This is a genomic window from Rhizobium sp. PAMB 3174 (assembly GCF_052908375.1).
In genome coordinates, this window is sequence record NZ_CM128608.1 from 2,207,146 (window position 1) to 2,221,654 (window position 14,509).

Here is a 14,509-nt window from a genome sequence, read left to right on the forward strand (position 1 = left end):
GGCCGGCCGGCTCAACCGGGGACGGGAATTCTGCCGGCCTTCAGCGCGTCGCGATTGAGCATCGCCCATTGCAGCAGCATGACCGTCTTGCCGTCGACGATCTCGCCGCGGCCGATCATGGCGTAGGCTTCCTCCAGCGGAAGCTCCACGAGTTCGAGGTCTTCGTTCTCATGGTCGAGGCCGCCGCCGTCCGCGACCTTCATCGACGGATCGACAAAGGCGGCAAAGAACTGGATGCGCTCCATATAGGCGCCCGGAGACATGTAGACCTCGAAGAGCGGCACGACGTCGTCGATCTGATAGCCGGTCTCCTCGAGAATCTCGCGGCGGATGCCGTCGGCGGGGTCGCCCTCCTCCAGATTGCCGGCCGGCGCTTCCAGAAGAAAATGCGGCAGCTTCTGCAGATAGGCCGGCAGACGGAACTGGCGGACAAACGTGATGGTCTCGCTTTCGCGGTTGAACAATAGCACCGCCACGGCCCGGCCGCGATCGTAGATCTCCCAGGTGATGCGCGATGTGTCGCCATCCGAGCTGGTGTAGTCGAAGGTGACCTCGCTCAAACGGCTCCAGCCCTGCCAGATCGTCCTGTCCTCGACGATCTGGATTTTCGTCCTGTCAAACTTGCTCATGCGAATTCCGGTTGCTCGGCCGTGACCTTTTCCAGCCAGACGCGGTTGTCATGGATGGCCGCGCCGCCATAGGGGGCGACGCAGTCGGCGCCGGTCAGCACGTTGATGCCCTCGCCGTCGAGATGGGCGCTGTTGGCCCAGAGTCCCTCGGCGATCAGCGTGCCGCGCTTCATCTCGTCGGTCACCTTGGCATGGATGCGCAGCGTGCCGCGATTGTTGCCAATGCGCACGATCGCGCCGTCTTCCACGCCGAGGCGGGCGGCGTCTTCCGGATGGATCATCAGTTCAGGCCTGCCCTCCTTCTGCCGCGACGTCTTCGTCTCGGCGAAGGTGGAGTTCAGGAAGTTGCGGGCGGGCGACGTGGCAAGGCGGAAAGGATGCGTCTCGTCCACTTCCTCGATCAGTTCGACATGATCCGGGAACATCGGCAGGCGATCGACGGCACCGAGCACACCGACCGATTCCGGCGGGCGGTTGGGCGCGGGTGTGCCGGTCCAGTCGGGCCGGAAGCGGAACTTGCCGCCCGGATGGGCGAAGCCGTTCAAGTAATGGGCGTCGTCGAAGGCCGGCTGGCGATCGAACCATTTCTCCTCGGCGAGCGTATCGAAGTCCGGCAGGTTGGATGCCGTGAGCATGGCGGCGATATGCTGGCGCTCGCTCATGCCGAAGCCCGGACGGTCGGCGACGCCAAGCCGCTTTGCCAGTTCCTCGATGACGAAGAGATTGGTGCGCACCGTGGCCGGCGGCTCCGTCACCTTCGGGCCGATCAGGATATGGCTCTGGCCGCCGCCCCGGTAGATGTCGTCATGTTCGAGGAACATGGTGGCGGGCAGCACGATGTCGGCGAGCTCGGCGGTGTCCGTCATGAACTGCTCGTGGACGGCGACGAACAGGTCGTCGCGCAGGAAGCCCTGTTTCACCAGCCGCTGCTCGGGCGCGATATTCACCGGATTGGTGTTCTGGACCAGCATCGCCGTCACCGGACCACGATGGCGCAGCGCCTCGGCATCGCCGGTCAGCACCCGGCCGACCTGCGATTGGTCGAGCATGCGGATGTCCGGATCGACCATCGCCGTGCCTTTGACGATCGCCGTGTTGAGCTTGAAGATGTCGGAATTCGAGTGAAACGCGCCGCCGCCCTCGTGCTGCCACGAACCGAGAACCGTGGCGATCGACAGCGCCGCATGCATGGCGACCGCACCGTTGCGCTGGCGGGTGAAGCCGTAGCCGAGGCGGAAATAGCTTTTCGGCGTCGTGCCGACGAGCTTCGCGAAGGTCTCGATCTCGTCCACCGAAAGACCGGTGATGCCGGCCGCCCATTCCGGCGTGCGCGTCTTCAGATGCGCATCAAGGCCGGCCGGATCGTCTGCGAAGCGGGCCATGTAGTCGCGGTCGGCATAGCCGTCGCGGAAAGCGATATGCATGACGGCGCAGGCGAGTGCGGCGTCCGTGCCGGGCCTGAGGATGAGCTTCAGGTCGGCCTGCTTCATCGTCGGATTGTCGTAGATGTCGATGGCGACGATCTTGGCGCCGCGTTCCTTGCGGGCGCGGATCGCGTGCGTCATCACGTTGACCTGGGTGGCGACGGCATTCGTGCCCCAGATGACCACGCAATCGGACTTGGCCATCTCTCGCGGGTCCGGACCGCGCAAGGTGCCGGTGCCCATCGTGTAGCCAGTCCAGGCCATGTTGGTGCAGATCGTCCCAAAGAAGCCGGAGTAGCGTTTCGCATGGCGCAGACGCTCGATCGAGTCGCGCTGCACCAGGCCCATGGTGCCGGCATAGAAATAGGGCCAGACCGCCTCGGACCCGTGCTTTGCCTCCGCCTTGACGAAGGCCTCGGCGATCTCGTCGAGCGCTGCGTCCCAGGAAACCTCCTGCCAGTTCCCCTCGCCTTTCGCACCGGTGCGCCGCTTTGGCGCCATCAGCCGGTCCGGATGATAGAGCCGCTCGGCATAGCGGGCGACCTTGGCGCAGATGACGCCGGCCGTGTAGCTGTTGTCGGCGGAACCGCGGACGCGGCCGACCTTGCCGTCGGCCGTCAGTTCGACGTCGAGCGCGCAGGTGGATGGACAGTCGTGCGGACAGGCCGTATGACCGGTGGAGGATTGCGGGCGGATGGGTGCGGCAATGTTCATACGTCTCTTATAGAGGAGAGACCGGACGCCCCAAAGTCGGAAATGTCCGCATTCCAAGAAATCATCGGAGCGATCACGTCAGCGAATGAACTACCGCCACATCTACCATGCCGGCAATTTCGCCGATGTCCTGAAGCACGCCATCCTCGCCCGCATCGTCCGTTACATGCAGGCGAAGGACAAGGCCTTCCGGCTGATCGACACCCATGCCGGCATCGGGCTTTACGATCTCACCTCCGAGGAGGCGCAGAAGACCGGTGAATGGCGCGACGGCATCGGCCGGCTGATCGGCGCGTCCCTGCCGCCGAAGGTTGCGGATATCCTCGAACCCTATCTCTCCGCCGTTCAGAGCCTGAATCCGGAAGGCGGCGTAACCCATTATCCCGGTTCGCCAAAACTGGCCCGGATGCTGTTCCGCCCGCAGGACCGCCTGTCGGCGATGGAGCTGCATCCGACGGACGCCGCGGTCCTGAAATATGTCTTCGAGGGCGATTACCAGGTCCGCGTGACCGAGCTCGACGGCTGGCTGGCGCTCGGCGCGCACCTGCCGCCGAAGGAAAAACGCGGCGTCGTCCTGGTCGACCCGCCCTTCGAGGAAGAAGGCGAATACGACCGCCTCGTCGACGGACTTTCCAGAGCCTACAAGCGCTTTCCCGGCGGCACCTACTGCCTCTGGTATCCGATCAAGCAGGGCGCGCCGATCAAGGAATTTCACCAGGCGCTGCGCGACACCGGCATCCAGAAGATGCTCTGTGCCGAACTGACGGTCAAAAGCGACCGCGACTCGACCGGGCTCACCGGCTCCGGCCTCATCATCGTCAATCCGCCGTTCACGCTGAAGGACGAGTTGCACACGCTGCTGCCCTTCCTCAAGGAAACGCTGGCGCAGGACCGCTTCGCCTCCGGCAAGGCTCACTGGATCCGCGGCGAAGGCGAGGAAGGCTGAGCGATGCGACGCTATGCCGGCTTCCTCCTGCTTGCGCTGTTCATCGCAGCCGGTGGAGCGGCCGGCCTGATGCGTGGCGGCGATGACCGCGAGACCGCCGTCAAGACTGCTCAGACATCTCCAACCGAGGTCGCCAAGACCGATACGCCGGCGCCCGCCGTTCCGATCGGCTCGGGCTTCGATTTCTACGTCCTCTCACTCTCCTGGTCGCCGACCTTCTGCTCCGGGCCATCCGCCGGAAATGCCGGCCAGCAATGTGGTGCGGGAAAGTCCTACGGCTTCATCGTGCATGGTCTTTGGCCGCAATATGAGCGGGGCTATCCCGACTCGTGCTCGTCGGCTGAGGCCGGGCGCATTCCCGATGCCCTCGTCCGCGAACTCGGTCCGATCATGCCGTCGGCGGGGCTGATGCGTCATGAATGGGAGAAGCACGGCACCTGTTCCGGGCTTTCGCGGGACGATTATTTCGAGGTCCTGAAGACCGCACGCCAGAGGATCACGGTGCCGAAGCTGCTGGACCGACCGCGCCAGCGCCAGACGCTCGCCGTCAACGAGATCGAGCGGCAGATGATCGCCGCCAATCCCGGTCTCAAGCCGCAAGGCGTCGCCGTCACCTGCGAGCGCGGGCAGCTTGACGAAATCCGGATTTGCCTTACCAAAGACCTTAAATTCCGGACTTGCCCGGAGGTCGACCGGCAGTCCTGCCGCGCCGGCCAGATCAACGTTCCGCCGGTGCGCTGAACCGGATACCTCAAGGGAGACCCCATGAAGCTTCTCTATTCCTCCACATCGCCCTACTCCGCCAAGGTGCACATGGCGATCCGCTATCTCGGCATCGATTTCGACGCCGTGAAGGTGAACACGACGGCCGCTCCTGTCGAACTCGTCGAGCAGAACCCGCTCGGCAAGATCCCGACGATCGTCACCGCCGACGGCGACGCGGTCTACGACAGCCGGGCGATCATGCAGTTCCTAGATCAGGAATATGGTCGCAAGCTCTACCCGCACAAGAAGAAGAAGCGCGCCGAGGCGCTGGTGCTGGAAGCGCTGTGCGACGGGATCACCGATTGCCTCGTTACCAGCATCTACGAACGACGGTTCCGGCCGGAGGAGAAGGTGCACGAGCCGTGGCTGGAATGGCAGTGGTCGAAGGTCGAGCGCGGGCTCGACTATCTCGACAAGAACCTGCCGAAGACGCCGAAGACACTGCATGGCGGCCATTTCGCGCTGGCCGCATTGGTCGGCTACCTGCAGCTCCGCTTCGAAGGCCGCTGGGAAGAAGGTCGCGAAAACCTCGCTGCGTGGCCGGTCAAGTTCGAGAAGCGCTTCCCGGAATTCCCTGCCCTGAAATCGCAGGGCTGATCCGCAGGACGACACAAAAAAGCCGGGGCAGAACCCCGGCTTTTCCGTCTTGTATTTCTCGAAGAGAAATCAGAACTTGACGCCAATACCAACCTTGACGGAGTGCTCGTCGAAGCCGCGGGAGAACGAGCTGCCGCCGACATCGTAGTCACGGTCGAAGTAGTTGGTGTAGTCGTATTCGACGCGGGCCGTGATGTTGTTGGTCACGAAGGCTTCCGCACCGACGCCAACGGTCGCGCCGTACTGGACCTTGCTGTCGGAATCGCCGTTACCCGAAATCTTGGTGTCGGCCATCGCGAGACCACCCGTACCGTAGATCAGGAAGGGGTTCAGGTCGTAACCGACGCGGCCCTTGATGGCGCCGTTCCAGCCGGTCTTGCCCTTGAAGCCGGAAGCGACATCGCCTTCGACGCCGGAGTATCCGATATCGCCTTCAAGACCGTAGACCATCTTGCCGGCCTGCCAGTTGTAGCCGCCGTAGAAGCCACCACCGAAACCATCGCCATTCAGGCTGCTGCTATCACCGAAGCGAGCCCAGTTATAGTCGCCTTCACCACCGAGGTAGAAACCCTGCCAGGTGGGCGTCACCGGAACGACGTCGTTTGCAACCGGCGGCGGAGCCGGCGGTGCTTCGATCGCATCCGCTGCCTGGGCCTGAGCGATCCCCGCGATGAGCGCGGTGGAGGTGAGAAGAGTAATCAACACAGTACGCATATTCTATTTCCTTTCGGATTGATGCCGACTGCCTCATGGGCAACCCGGCGAAATTCAGTTTCCCCCGCCAGGACAAGTGAGAATTTGGATCGCGAATGAGGAATTGCCAGAGCCGAAATGTGAAATATTTGCGGCACAAAGATGGTGTATTTACGGTGTTGCTTTTAGGCAACGGAAATTTTACATATCTTAACATAGATTAATCACAGATACCTCTGTTTAATATTTATTTAATACATAAATATACTGAAAGTAAAAATCGAAATTAAATCCGAACGACACTTGCCACACTCTTTATCATCCGGCGCGAACGCCTATATCATGGCATCGAGACTCTGATTTCATGCGAGGAACGACTTTTGACGGCAAATATTCCACGTGTCGCCCTGGTCACCGGGGCTGCAAAAAGGCTTGGTCTGGCCATGGCTCAAGACTTGGCGAAAGATGGCTTTGCCGTCGCAATTCATGCCAATACTTCCCTTGACGAAGCCAAAGAGGCCGCCACCGCCTTGCGGGATCAGGGACATACGGCCATTGCCGTCAAGGCCGACCTTTCAAGCGCCGAGGAAACGGAGACGCTCGTTGACGCTGTCAAGGCCCAGCTCGGCCCGGTCGGCGTACTCGTCAACAATGCCTCCGTCTTCATTCATGACAGCGTCAAGGACATGAACGCCAAGGCATGGGACCTGCATTTCGCGCTGCATGTGCGCGCACCCTCGCAGCTGGCCGCAGCGCTTGCCCGGCAATTGCCGGAGAAGGCGGAAGGCCTCGTCGTCAACATGGTCGACCAGCGCGTGCTGGCGCTCAATCCGCGATTCTATTCCTACACGCTATCGAAGTCGGCGCTCTACACGGCCACAAAGACGATGGCCCAGGCCCTTGCGCCGCGCGTCCGCGTCAATGCCATCGGCCCCGGGCCGACGCTTCCGAACACACGGCAGGAGCAGGAGGATTTCGACAAGCAGGTGGCTGCCGTGCTCTTGCAGCGAGGGCCGGCGCTTGACGAATTCGGCCGGACGATCAAGTTCCTGATCGACACGCCGTCGATTACCGGGCAGATGATCGCTCTCGACGGCGGGCAGCATCTCGCCTGGCAGACGCCGGACATCATGGAGATCAGGGAATGAGCGGCAAGCCGGATGACGGCGGCATCCTTTACGGAGAAACGGACGACGAAGACGACGACGACATCATCCCGGATGCCGTGACGACGATCGGCGCGACCGGTATCGACTGGAATGAAGGTGACGGCCGCGCGCACGGGCTGAAGGGTGCGGAACTCATCGGCGCCTTCGTCAAACACCTGCCGAATGCGCCGGGCGTCTACCGCATGTTCAACGAGGCCGGCGACGTGCTTTACGTCGGTAAGGCCCGCTCGTTGAAGAAGCGCGTCGCCAACTATGCCCAGGGCCGCGGCCATTCGAACCGCATCACCCGGATGATTCGCGAAACCGCACATATGGAATTCGTCACGACGCGGACGGAGACCGAGGCGCTGCTTCTCGAAGCGAACCTCATCAAGCGGCTGCGTCCGCGCTTCAACGTGCTGCTGCGCGACGACAAGTCGTTTCCCTATATCCTGATCACCGGCGATCATCGCGCGCCTGCCATCTTCAAGCATCGCGGTGCGCGGGCCCGAAAGGGTGACTATTTCGGGCCGTTCGCCTCCGCCTCGGCCGTCGGTCGGACGATCAACTCGCTGCAGCGCGCCTTCCTGATCCGCACCTGCACCGACAGCGTCTTCGAGAGCCGCACCCGCCCCTGTCTGCTGCACCAGATCAAGCGCTGCTCCGGTCCGTGCACGCATGAAGTGAGCGATGCGGACTATGCAGAGCTGGTGTCCGAGGCGAAGGACTTCCTTTCCGGCAAGAGCCAGAACGTCAAGGCCGCCATCGCCGAGGCCATGAACGACGCCGCCGAAGAGCTCGATTTCGAGCGCGCTGCCGTCTACCGCGACCGGCTGGCCGCGCTCTCGCACGTCCAGAGCCACCAGGGTGTCAATCCGGCCGGCATCGAGGAGGCGGACATCTTCGCGATCCACCACGAGGGCGGCCTGTCCTGCATCCAGGTGTTCTTCTTCCGCACCGGCCAGAACTGGGGCAACCGCGCCTATTTCCCGAAGGCCGACCCGGCGCTCACGGGTGCCGAGGTGCTGAACGCCTTCCTGGCGCAGTTCTATGACGACAAGCCCTGCCCCCGGCAGATCCTGCTGTCGGAAAAGATCGAGGAAATGGATCTGCTGTCGCAGGCGCTCGGCGAAAAGGCCGGCTACAAGGTGACGGTCTCGGTGCCGCAGCGCGGCGAGAAGAAGGAGGTCACCGACCAGGTTCTGGCGAATGCGCGCGAGGCGCATGGCCGCAAGCTCGCCGAAACCGCCTCGCAATCGCGCCTTCTGCAGGGCTTTGCCGAGACCTTCGAGCTTGCCTATGTGCCGCGACGCATCGAGATCTACGACAACTCGCACATCATGGGCACGAACGCCGTCGGCGGCATGGTGGTCGCCGGGCCGGAAGGGTTCGTCAAGAATCAGTACCGGAAGTTCAACATCAAATCGACGGACATCACGCCGGGCGACGACTTCGGGATGATGAAGGAAGTCATGACCCGCCGTTTCTCGCGCCTCTTGAAGGAGGAAGGCAAGCCGGACCGCTCGCCGGAAGCGGTGGCCGCCGACGAGGACGCCAATTTCCCGGCCTGGCCGGACGTTATCCTGATCGACGGCGGCAAGGGGCAGATGAGCGCCGTCAGAGCCATTCTCGACGAACTCGGCATCAGCGACTGCGTGACCGCCATCGGCGTCGCCAAGGGCGCCGACCGCGAGGCCGGCCGTGAACGGTTCTTTGCCGGCAAACGGGACGACTTCACCCTCCCGCCCCGCGATCCCGTCCTCTATTTCATCCAGCGGATGCGCGACGAAGCGCACCGTTTCGCGATCGGCTCGCACCGGGCCCGCCGGAAAAAGGAGATGGTGAAGAACCCGCTCGACGAGATTTCCGGCATCGGCCCCGGCCGCAAGCGCGCGCTCCTGCAGCACTTCGGCACGGCCAAGGCCGTGTCGCGCGCCGGGCTCGCCGATCTGATGACCGTCTCCGGCATTTCGGAAACTGTCGCAAAGCAGATATACAATCACTTTCACGACGAGCGGTCCGGGTGACGTCGGGCTTCATCGTAAAAACGCCGCAAAGAAGAGTTGACGCGTTAACTTCAAAGTTCTCATCTAGCGTTAGCGTCTTCTGAAAAAGAGAATACAGGACACCATGGCCTCCCCCGCACTCAACATCCCCAATCTCCTGACCTACGGCCGCATTCTGGCCGTGCCGCTGATCGTGCTGTGCTTCTTCGCGGAAGGCACGCTGCATATGACGGATGTGGCGCGCTGGGCGGCGCTCGGCCTGTTCGTCGCTGCCTCCATCACCGATTTCTTCGACGGCTATCTGGCGCGCATCTGGAACCAGACGTCCAATATCGGCCGGATGCTCGATCCCATCGCCGACAAGCTTCTGGTCGCCACCTGCCTGCTGCTCTTGGCCGCCGACACGGAAAAGACGATTGCCGGCTGGTCGCTGTGGGCCGCGATCATCATTCTCTGCCGCGAAATCCTCGTATCCGGCCTGCGCGAATATCTCGCCGAGCTGAAGGTCAGCGTGCCGGTGACGCGGATCGCCAAGTGGAAGACGACCGTGCAGATGGTGGCACTCGGCTTCCTGCTGGCAGGTCCGGCCGGCGACAAGTATTTCGCCTACACCACCGATCTCGGCATCGCCCTGCTGTGGCTCGCCGCCCTGCTGACGGTCTATACCGGCTATGATTATTTCAGGGCGGGTCTCAAGCATGTCGTCGGAGAAGAAGCGTGACAAAACTCGTCTACTTCGCCTGGGTGCGGGAAAAGATCGGCAAGACCGAGGAAGAGGTGAACCTGCCCGCCGATGTGGAGACCGTGGCCGATCTGCTTGAGTTCCTGAAAGCGCGAGGCGAGGAATACGACGCGGCGCTGCAGTTCCCGAAGGCGATCCGGGTTGCGATCAACCAGGAGCATGTGGAACACGGCGAACGTATCGCCGGTGCCCGCGAGATCGGCATCTTCCCGCCAATGACCGGTGGGTGAGACGCGGTCCGCGAAGCGGAGCAATCGATCCAGTGAACCGATTGCAGCGTCGAACACCCGAAGCCATGCGAAGGGCCGGGATGCGTCAGGCTCTCGGCGCAGCACGTGGAAAAGTTCAAAGACAGAAGCTGAAGACAGTACGCCCATGACCACCGTCGTCCCTACCATCCGCGTCCAGCGCGAGGATTTCGACCTTGCCGGCGAATGCATGAAGCTGACCGAGGGGCGCGCCGACATCGGCGCCGTCGTCACCTTCACCGGGCTTTGCCGCGACGAGGGCGGCACGCTTTGCGCACTCGAACTGGAACATTATCCCGGCATGGCGGAAGCGGAGATTACCCGCATCGCCAGGCTGGCGATCGAGCGGTTTCAGTTGCAGGGGCTGACCGCCATCCACCGTTTCGGCAAGATTTCGCCCGGCGAGAACATCGTCCTCGTCATCGCCGCCGCACCCCACCGGCAAGCGGCCTTCGACGGTGCGAACTTCGTGATGGATTTCCTCAAGACCTCCGCCCCCTTCTGGAAGAAGGAATATCAGGCGGACGGAAAGCTCGGCGACTGGGTGTCGGCAAAAGATGCCGACGACCGGGCCCAGGAAAAGTGGCAGACACAATAAAAAACGGCGCCGGATGGCGCCGTTTTCACGAGTCTTTTCAAACCGGTCCGCGAACCGGTTCAGACAATGATTCAGCCGACGATTTCGGTGCCGGAGAACCAGTAGGCGATTTCTTCTGCAGCGGTTTCCGGAGCGTCAGAGCCGTGAACGGAGTTTTCGCCGATCGAGAGCGCATGAACCTTGCGGATGGTGCCTTCGGCAGCGTTTGCCGGGTTGGTGGCGCCCATGACTTCGCGATTCTTGGCGATGGCGTTTTCACCTTCGAGAACCTGGACGACGGTCGGGCCGGAAGACATGAAGTCGACCAGTTCGCCGAAGAACGGACGTTCCTTGTGAACAGCGTAGAAGCCTTCGGCTTCGCGGCGGCTCATCCACACGCGCTTGGAAGCGACGACGCGCAGGCCGGCATCTTCGAGCATCTTGGTGATGGCGCCGGTCAGGTTGCGCTTGGTGGCGTCCGGCTTGATCATGGAGAAGGTGCGTTCAATCGCCATTTCGGTTTCATCCCTTGAATTGATTGAGGAGGTTTGGGCGGCTCAATAGCCGCCTTCCGCCTGCAAAACAAGAGGGACGAAGCGAGAATCGCCGGCCTGGGCAAGGCCGGCGATGCGATCAGGCGGCATCGACCGAGCGGCCGAGCCCGTCATAAAGATCGAGGCAGCCCTCGAACCAGTCGGTGACCGGATCGCCCGCCGGCAAGACCTTGGCATCGGACACGATCCTCAGCCATTGCAGAGCGCCGAACAGGATGTAATCGGCAAACAGCGGGCTGTCGCCGCCGAGGAAGGGCTGGAACTTCAGCATGTGCCGCATCGGCTCGAGCTTGGCGGAAAAGCTGGCGATTTCCTGCTCACGGCCGGCTGCCACGTCTTCGAGCGTGCGGGAGAAACGCTGCTCGCGGTTTTCGCGGAAATAGGCCTGATCCTTGGGCGCCAGCATGCCGTGGATATCGAGAATGGCGATCTTCGTGATCGCCGGGTGGACGACGAACTGCGAATAACCCTCGACGAAGCGCGATAGCGCCTTGGCGCCCTCGCCGCGAAACAGCGACGGCGTCTCCGGATAGGTCTCATCGAGATAGAGGGCGATCTGGAAACTGTCGATCACCACCGTGCCGTTGTCGACCAGAAGCGGAACCGTCTTGGTCGCGCCGCCCTCGATATGCGGAATGCCGGTAAACGGGGTCGGAACTTCCCGGTAGGCGAGCCCCTTGTGGGCGAGCGACATCTTGGTCTTCCAGACATGCGGAGAAAAGGGACGCGTCTCGTCGGCACCGCACAGCGAGTAAAGCAATCTGGTCATCAAACAGGGGCTCCAATGGTTTCGGCAGGGCAATCATAGCAGGTCATCCCGGCATGATAATCCAATCAGTAATTTTCATGGATCCGACTGTTTTCAAACCTGCCCGCCCGCCGCACTATCTGCCACCAACGAACGGAGGATTTCATGCGCGACCATTTCATGATGTTTGCCGCGTACAACCGCTGGGCCAATGACCGGCTCTATCAGGCCGTGTCCGACCTGACGCCGGAAGAGTTCAACACCGACAAGGGCGCCTTTTTCGGTTCGCTCAGCGGCACGCTCAACCATGTCCTGCTTGCCGATCAGATCTGGATGCGGCGCTTCACGGGGACCGGCAATGCCCCGACAGGGCTCGACGGCATTGTCCACGAGGAATTCGCCGATCTGAGGAACGCCCGAAGGCAGGAAGACGAGCGTATCTTCGACTGGGTAGGCAGCCTGACGGAGGAACAGCTCGCCGCCGATATCACCTACACGCCGATCACCAATCCGGTGACGATCACCCAGCGCCTCACATCCACCCTGTTTCATTTCTTCAACCATCACACGCATCATCGCGGCCAGGCGCACATGACGCTCACGGCGCTCGGCAAGCCGTCGCTCGCGCTTGACCTCATCTATTTCCAGCGCTCCGAGGATGGCGCCGCTTACAGGTGATGCGAACGGACCGTTAACCGTCGCATCAGCTTTTCGGCGGACAACGCCTTGAATTTCACGCGAAATTAAAACGCCTCCGCACCTAATGGCGCAAAAGCTCGAAGTGGCGGAGGCGCGTCATGTGGTCGGTCGACCGAAAGAAGACGGAATCGGACAACATCAATGTCCTGATGCAGCGGCTGAAAATCCGCGGCCTGCCGCGCAATTACGAGCTGTTGTACGAGGCGCTTTACGGAGCACAGGACGAGTTGCGCAAGGACATCACCGCGCTCGGCGTCGGTCCCGGCCAGGTCCTGATCGACGAGGTCGGGCTCAAGCACCGCCTGCCCGGTTTCTGGGGCTACCGCGCCGAACAGGCCGGCGGCAACCAGTCGCGGGTCATCCGCTCGCTTTCCGAACATATCGGCCTCGCCAGCACGGGGAAGGCCAATTTCCTGCGATCGCTCGAGACCGTCACCGGTGCACTCGATGGCGCGACGGCGGATGAGGCGCAGGCCATCATCGCCCAGGCCGGCTTTCTCGGCGAAGCATTGTCCGACGTCACCCGCTTCGAGCAGCAGCTCGTCGAAAAGCTGGACAAAGGCCTCGAACAGCTGGACGCCGGCGACCGGTTCCGGGAACGCGCGGCGGAAGCGACTCTCCGCGACCGGCTGACCAGCCTGCCGAACCGGGCCGCCCTGCAACGCAAGCTCGCCGATGCCTATGACGGCGCGACCGTGCCGCAGGAGATGGCGCTGATCATCGCCGACATTGATGGTTTCGCGCTTTTCAACCGCACCTATGGCGCCAGCGCCGGCAACCGGGTTCTCAAGCAGCTCGGCACGATCTTCCGCAAGGCGGTCAAGAAGGACGACTTCGCGGCGCGGTCCGGCGGCGACGAATTCGCCTTCCTCATCCATGGCGTCACGAAAGAGGATGCCGTTGGCATCGCTGCGCGCCTGCGTGCCCAGGTCGAGGACAACCTGATCTTCGCGACCGAGATGGTCGGCCCGCCGCTGACGCTGTCCTTCGGGCTGGCGATGACGGTGAACGCGCCCTCGCCCGCGCATCTGCGTGCCCAGGCGGAGGCCGCCCTTGCCGCAGCACGTGCCAACGAGCGCACGCCGGTCGTCGCCTTCGGACCGGATATCGCCCGCGCCAATATGCGCAACAGCGTCGCCTGAGCTCGCAGGCGGCGGCAAGCCCTATTCGATTTCGCTGTCGCGCCCGACCTTGCGCAGCAGAAACACCGCGTGCATGAGCAGCGGCAGGACGACCAGGACCGGCACAAGCTGCTGATACCAGGGAATGGTCGCTGCGACCTCGTTCAACGACTGGCCTTCAGCCTGCGCGGATGCCGAGCGGACGATCGTCAGCAACGAGAAATCCCAGAGTGCGTGCAGTGCGATCGCGGGATAGAGCGAGCCGGAACGGATACGCACCGCCATGAACAAGAGCCCGCTCATGGTGGCCGCCAGCGCCTGGAGCGCTGCGGCGAGCAGATTGCCCGTGAACAGGGCATTCAGCACATGCACGACGCCAAAGACCAGTGTGACGACCATGATCGCCGGCCAGATGCTCAACACCCGCCGTGCGCCGCTGAACAGGACGCCGCGAAACATGGTCTCCTCGGAAATGCCGACCAGCATCGTGTTTATGAAGACCAGCGCGACGATGTGCGGTGGCGGCAGGCCGAGCGAAACGGCCGAGGCGAACATGACGGCGATGTAGAGCGCCGGCAGCCAGATGATGCCGAAAAGGCCCGGCCGCGGTCGGTTGAAACCGAGATCGCGCCAGCGAAAAATCCAGCAGATCAACAAAATGAAGGCAGAAGCAAAGAAAAACTGCCGCGCCAGGCCTGCGGAAACGAGTTCGGAAATGTCGGTAGCGCCCTCGGGCGCCACGCCGGTCAGCGAGGTGACGGCAATCCACAGCACGAACGCCGCGATCGCCACACCGAACGTGCCCTCGCCGCGCTTCCGTCCGGCTTTTTGCATATGGGGTCTCCGCCAAGACAGGCCCGGCCGGACATTGTCCGGCCGGCCTTCGTTTCATTCCGGT

Annotated in this window: 16 protein-coding genes; 10 read left to right on the forward strand and 6 right to left on the reverse strand. The window is 62.5% G+C overall.

Going from position 1 to position 14,509, the window contains the following annotated elements:
• Positions 1-11 precede the first annotated feature (11 nt).
• Together ACU5AY_RS10530 and ACU5AY_RS10535 are read right to left on the reverse strand one after the other, a co-directional pair.
• A complete protein-coding gene (locus tag ACU5AY_RS10530; RefSeq protein ID WP_446824674.1) occupies positions 12-629 on the reverse strand; it encodes an NUDIX domain-containing protein in 618 nt (205 codons plus the stop codon).
• Positions 626-2,767, reverse strand: coding sequence for a molybdopterin oxidoreductase family protein (locus ACU5AY_RS10535; protein ID WP_446826167.1), 2,142 nt, complete (start codon positions 2,765-2,767; stop codon positions 626-628). The genes ACU5AY_RS10530 and ACU5AY_RS10535 overlap by 4 nt, the downstream gene beginning before the upstream one ends.
• Positions 2,768-2,852: 85 nt before the next feature.
• Between ACU5AY_RS10535 and ACU5AY_RS10540 the strand changes: the two genes are divergently transcribed.
• Genes ACU5AY_RS10540 through ACU5AY_RS10550 form a run of 3 tightly spaced genes read left to right on the forward strand, consistent with a single transcriptional unit; the run spans position 2,853 to position 5,075 of the window.
• The gene (locus tag ACU5AY_RS10540; protein ID WP_446826168.1) at positions 2,853-3,713 is read left to right on the forward strand and encodes a 23S rRNA (adenine(2030)-N(6))-methyltransferase RlmJ; all 861 of its coding nucleotides are present in this window, start codon (positions 2,853-2,855) and stop codon (positions 3,711-3,713) included.
• 3 nt (positions 3,714-3,716) lie between these two features.
• Entirely contained in the window at positions 3,717-4,454 is a 738-nt protein-coding gene (locus ACU5AY_RS10545; RefSeq protein WP_446826169.1) for a ribonuclease T2 family protein, read from the forward strand.
• A 24-nt stretch (positions 4,455-4,478) separates the two neighbouring features.
• Positions 4,479-5,075, forward strand: coding sequence for a glutathione S-transferase (locus ACU5AY_RS10550; RefSeq protein ID WP_446824678.1), 597 nt, complete (start codon positions 4,479-4,481; stop codon positions 5,073-5,075).
• Positions 5,076-5,144: 69 nt separating this feature from the next.
• Here the strand turns inward: ACU5AY_RS10550 and ACU5AY_RS10555 are convergent, their stop codons facing one another.
• Positions 5,145-5,789: an outer membrane protein gene (locus ACU5AY_RS10555; RefSeq protein WP_446824679.1), complete on the reverse strand. Its 645-nt coding sequence runs from the start codon at positions 5,787-5,789 to the stop codon at positions 5,145-5,147.
• 422 nt (positions 5,790-6,211) lie between these two features.
• On the opposite strand from ACU5AY_RS10555, the gene ACU5AY_RS10560 reads away from it, so the two are divergent.
• The 5 genes from ACU5AY_RS10560 to ACU5AY_RS10580 all read left to right on the forward strand — a co-directional run bounded on the left by ACU5AY_RS10560 (position 6,212) and on the right by ACU5AY_RS10580 (position 10,510).
• Positions 6,212-6,916, forward strand: a complete 705-nt coding sequence (locus ACU5AY_RS10560) for an SDR family oxidoreductase (RefSeq protein ID WP_446826170.1) — start codon at positions 6,212-6,214, stop codon at positions 6,914-6,916.
• Positions 6,913-8,943, forward strand: coding sequence for an excinuclease ABC subunit UvrC (gene uvrC / locus ACU5AY_RS10565; RefSeq protein WP_446826171.1), 2,031 nt, complete (start codon positions 6,913-6,915; stop codon positions 8,941-8,943). Before ACU5AY_RS10560 ends, uvrC begins: the two co-directional genes overlap by 4 nt.
• Before the next feature lie 103 nt (positions 8,944-9,046).
• A complete protein-coding gene (gene pgsA / locus ACU5AY_RS10570) occupies positions 9,047-9,643 on the forward strand; it encodes a CDP-diacylglycerol--glycerol-3-phosphate 3-phosphatidyltransferase (RefSeq protein WP_446826172.1) in 597 nt (198 codons plus the stop codon).
• Entirely contained in the window at positions 9,640-9,894 is a 255-nt protein-coding gene (moaD, locus tag ACU5AY_RS10575) for a molybdopterin converting factor subunit 1 (protein ID WP_446824683.1), read from the forward strand. Before pgsA ends, moaD begins: the two co-directional genes overlap by 4 nt.
• Positions 9,895-10,039: 145 nt before the next feature.
• Positions 10,040-10,510, forward strand: coding sequence for a molybdenum cofactor biosynthesis protein MoaE (locus ACU5AY_RS10580; protein WP_446826173.1), 471 nt, complete (start codon positions 10,040-10,042; stop codon positions 10,508-10,510).
• A 71-nt stretch (positions 10,511-10,581) separates the two neighbouring features.
• Here the strand turns inward: ACU5AY_RS10580 and ndk are convergent, their stop codons facing one another.
• Both ndk and ACU5AY_RS10590 read right to left on the reverse strand, forming a co-directional pair.
• Positions 10,582-11,004, reverse strand: coding sequence for a nucleoside-diphosphate kinase (gene ndk, locus ACU5AY_RS10585; protein ID WP_446824685.1), 423 nt, complete (start codon positions 11,002-11,004; stop codon positions 10,582-10,584).
• Positions 11,005-11,122: 118 nt separating this feature from the next.
• Entirely contained in the window at positions 11,123-11,812 is a 690-nt protein-coding gene (locus tag ACU5AY_RS10590; protein WP_446826174.1) for a glutathione S-transferase family protein, read from the reverse strand.
• A gap of 144 nt (positions 11,813-11,956) precedes the next feature.
• Here ACU5AY_RS10590 and ACU5AY_RS10595 point away from each other — a divergent pair, with 144 nt between their 5' ends.
• A complete protein-coding gene (locus ACU5AY_RS10595; protein ID WP_446826175.1) occupies positions 11,957-12,469 on the forward strand; it encodes a DinB family protein in 513 nt (170 codons plus the stop codon).
• A gap of 119 nt (positions 12,470-12,588) precedes the next feature.
• Positions 12,589-13,632: a GGDEF domain-containing protein gene (locus ACU5AY_RS10600; protein WP_446826176.1), complete on the forward strand. Its 1,044-nt coding sequence runs from the start codon at positions 12,589-12,591 to the stop codon at positions 13,630-13,632.
• 21 nt (positions 13,633-13,653) lie between these two features.
• Here ACU5AY_RS10600 and ACU5AY_RS10605 read toward each other — a convergent pair whose 3' ends face one another.
• Positions 13,654-14,445, reverse strand: a complete 792-nt coding sequence (locus tag ACU5AY_RS10605) for a CPBP family intramembrane glutamic endopeptidase (protein ID WP_446826177.1) — start codon at positions 14,443-14,445, stop codon at positions 13,654-13,656.
• Positions 14,446-14,509 lie beyond the last annotated feature (64 nt).

Bases quoted from the DNA above. Each gene is read 5' to 3' on its own strand.
- ACU5AY_RS10560 (WP_446826170.1), top strand. From the start codon at position 6,212: ATGGCTCAAGACTTGGCGAAAGATGGCTTTGCCGTCGCAATTCATGCC.
- ACU5AY_RS10535 (WP_446826167.1), bottom strand. From the start codon at position 2,767: ATGAACATTGCCGCACCCATCCGCCCGCAATCCTCCACCGGTCATACG.
- uvrC (WP_446826171.1), top strand. From the start codon at position 6,913: ATGAGCGGCAAGCCGGATGACGGCGGCATCCTTTACGGAGAAACGGAC.
- ACU5AY_RS10600 (WP_446826176.1), top strand. From the start codon at position 12,589: ATGTGGTCGGTCGACCGAAAGAAGACGGAATCGGACAACATCAATGTC.
- ACU5AY_RS10590 (WP_446826174.1), bottom strand. From the start codon at position 11,812: ATGACCAGATTGCTTTACTCGCTGTGCGGTGCCGACGAGACGCGTCCC.
- ndk (WP_446824685.1), bottom strand. From the start codon at position 11,004: ATGGCGATTGAACGCACCTTCTCCATGATCAAGCCGGACGCCACCAAG.
- ACU5AY_RS10530 (WP_446824674.1), bottom strand. From the start codon at position 629: ATGAGCAAGTTTGACAGGACGAAAATCCAGATCGTCGAGGACAGGACG.
- ACU5AY_RS10580 (WP_446826173.1), top strand. From the start codon at position 10,040: ATGACCACCGTCGTCCCTACCATCCGCGTCCAGCGCGAGGATTTCGAC.
- ACU5AY_RS10545 (WP_446826169.1), top strand. From the start codon at position 3,717: ATGCGACGCTATGCCGGCTTCCTCCTGCTTGCGCTGTTCATCGCAGCC.
- pgsA (WP_446826172.1), top strand. From the start codon at position 9,047: ATGGCCTCCCCCGCACTCAACATCCCCAATCTCCTGACCTACGGCCGC.
- ACU5AY_RS10605 (WP_446826177.1), bottom strand. From the start codon at position 14,445: ATGCAAAAAGCCGGACGGAAGCGCGGCGAGGGCACGTTCGGTGTGGCG.
- ACU5AY_RS10555 (WP_446824679.1), bottom strand. From the start codon at position 5,789: ATGCGTACTGTGTTGATTACTCTTCTCACCTCCACCGCGCTCATCGCG.
- ACU5AY_RS10595 (WP_446826175.1), top strand. From the start codon at position 11,957: ATGCGCGACCATTTCATGATGTTTGCCGCGTACAACCGCTGGGCCAAT.
- ACU5AY_RS10550 (WP_446824678.1), top strand. From the start codon at position 4,479: ATGAAGCTTCTCTATTCCTCCACATCGCCCTACTCCGCCAAGGTGCAC.
- ACU5AY_RS10540 (WP_446826168.1), top strand. From the start codon at position 2,853: ATGAACTACCGCCACATCTACCATGCCGGCAATTTCGCCGATGTCCTG.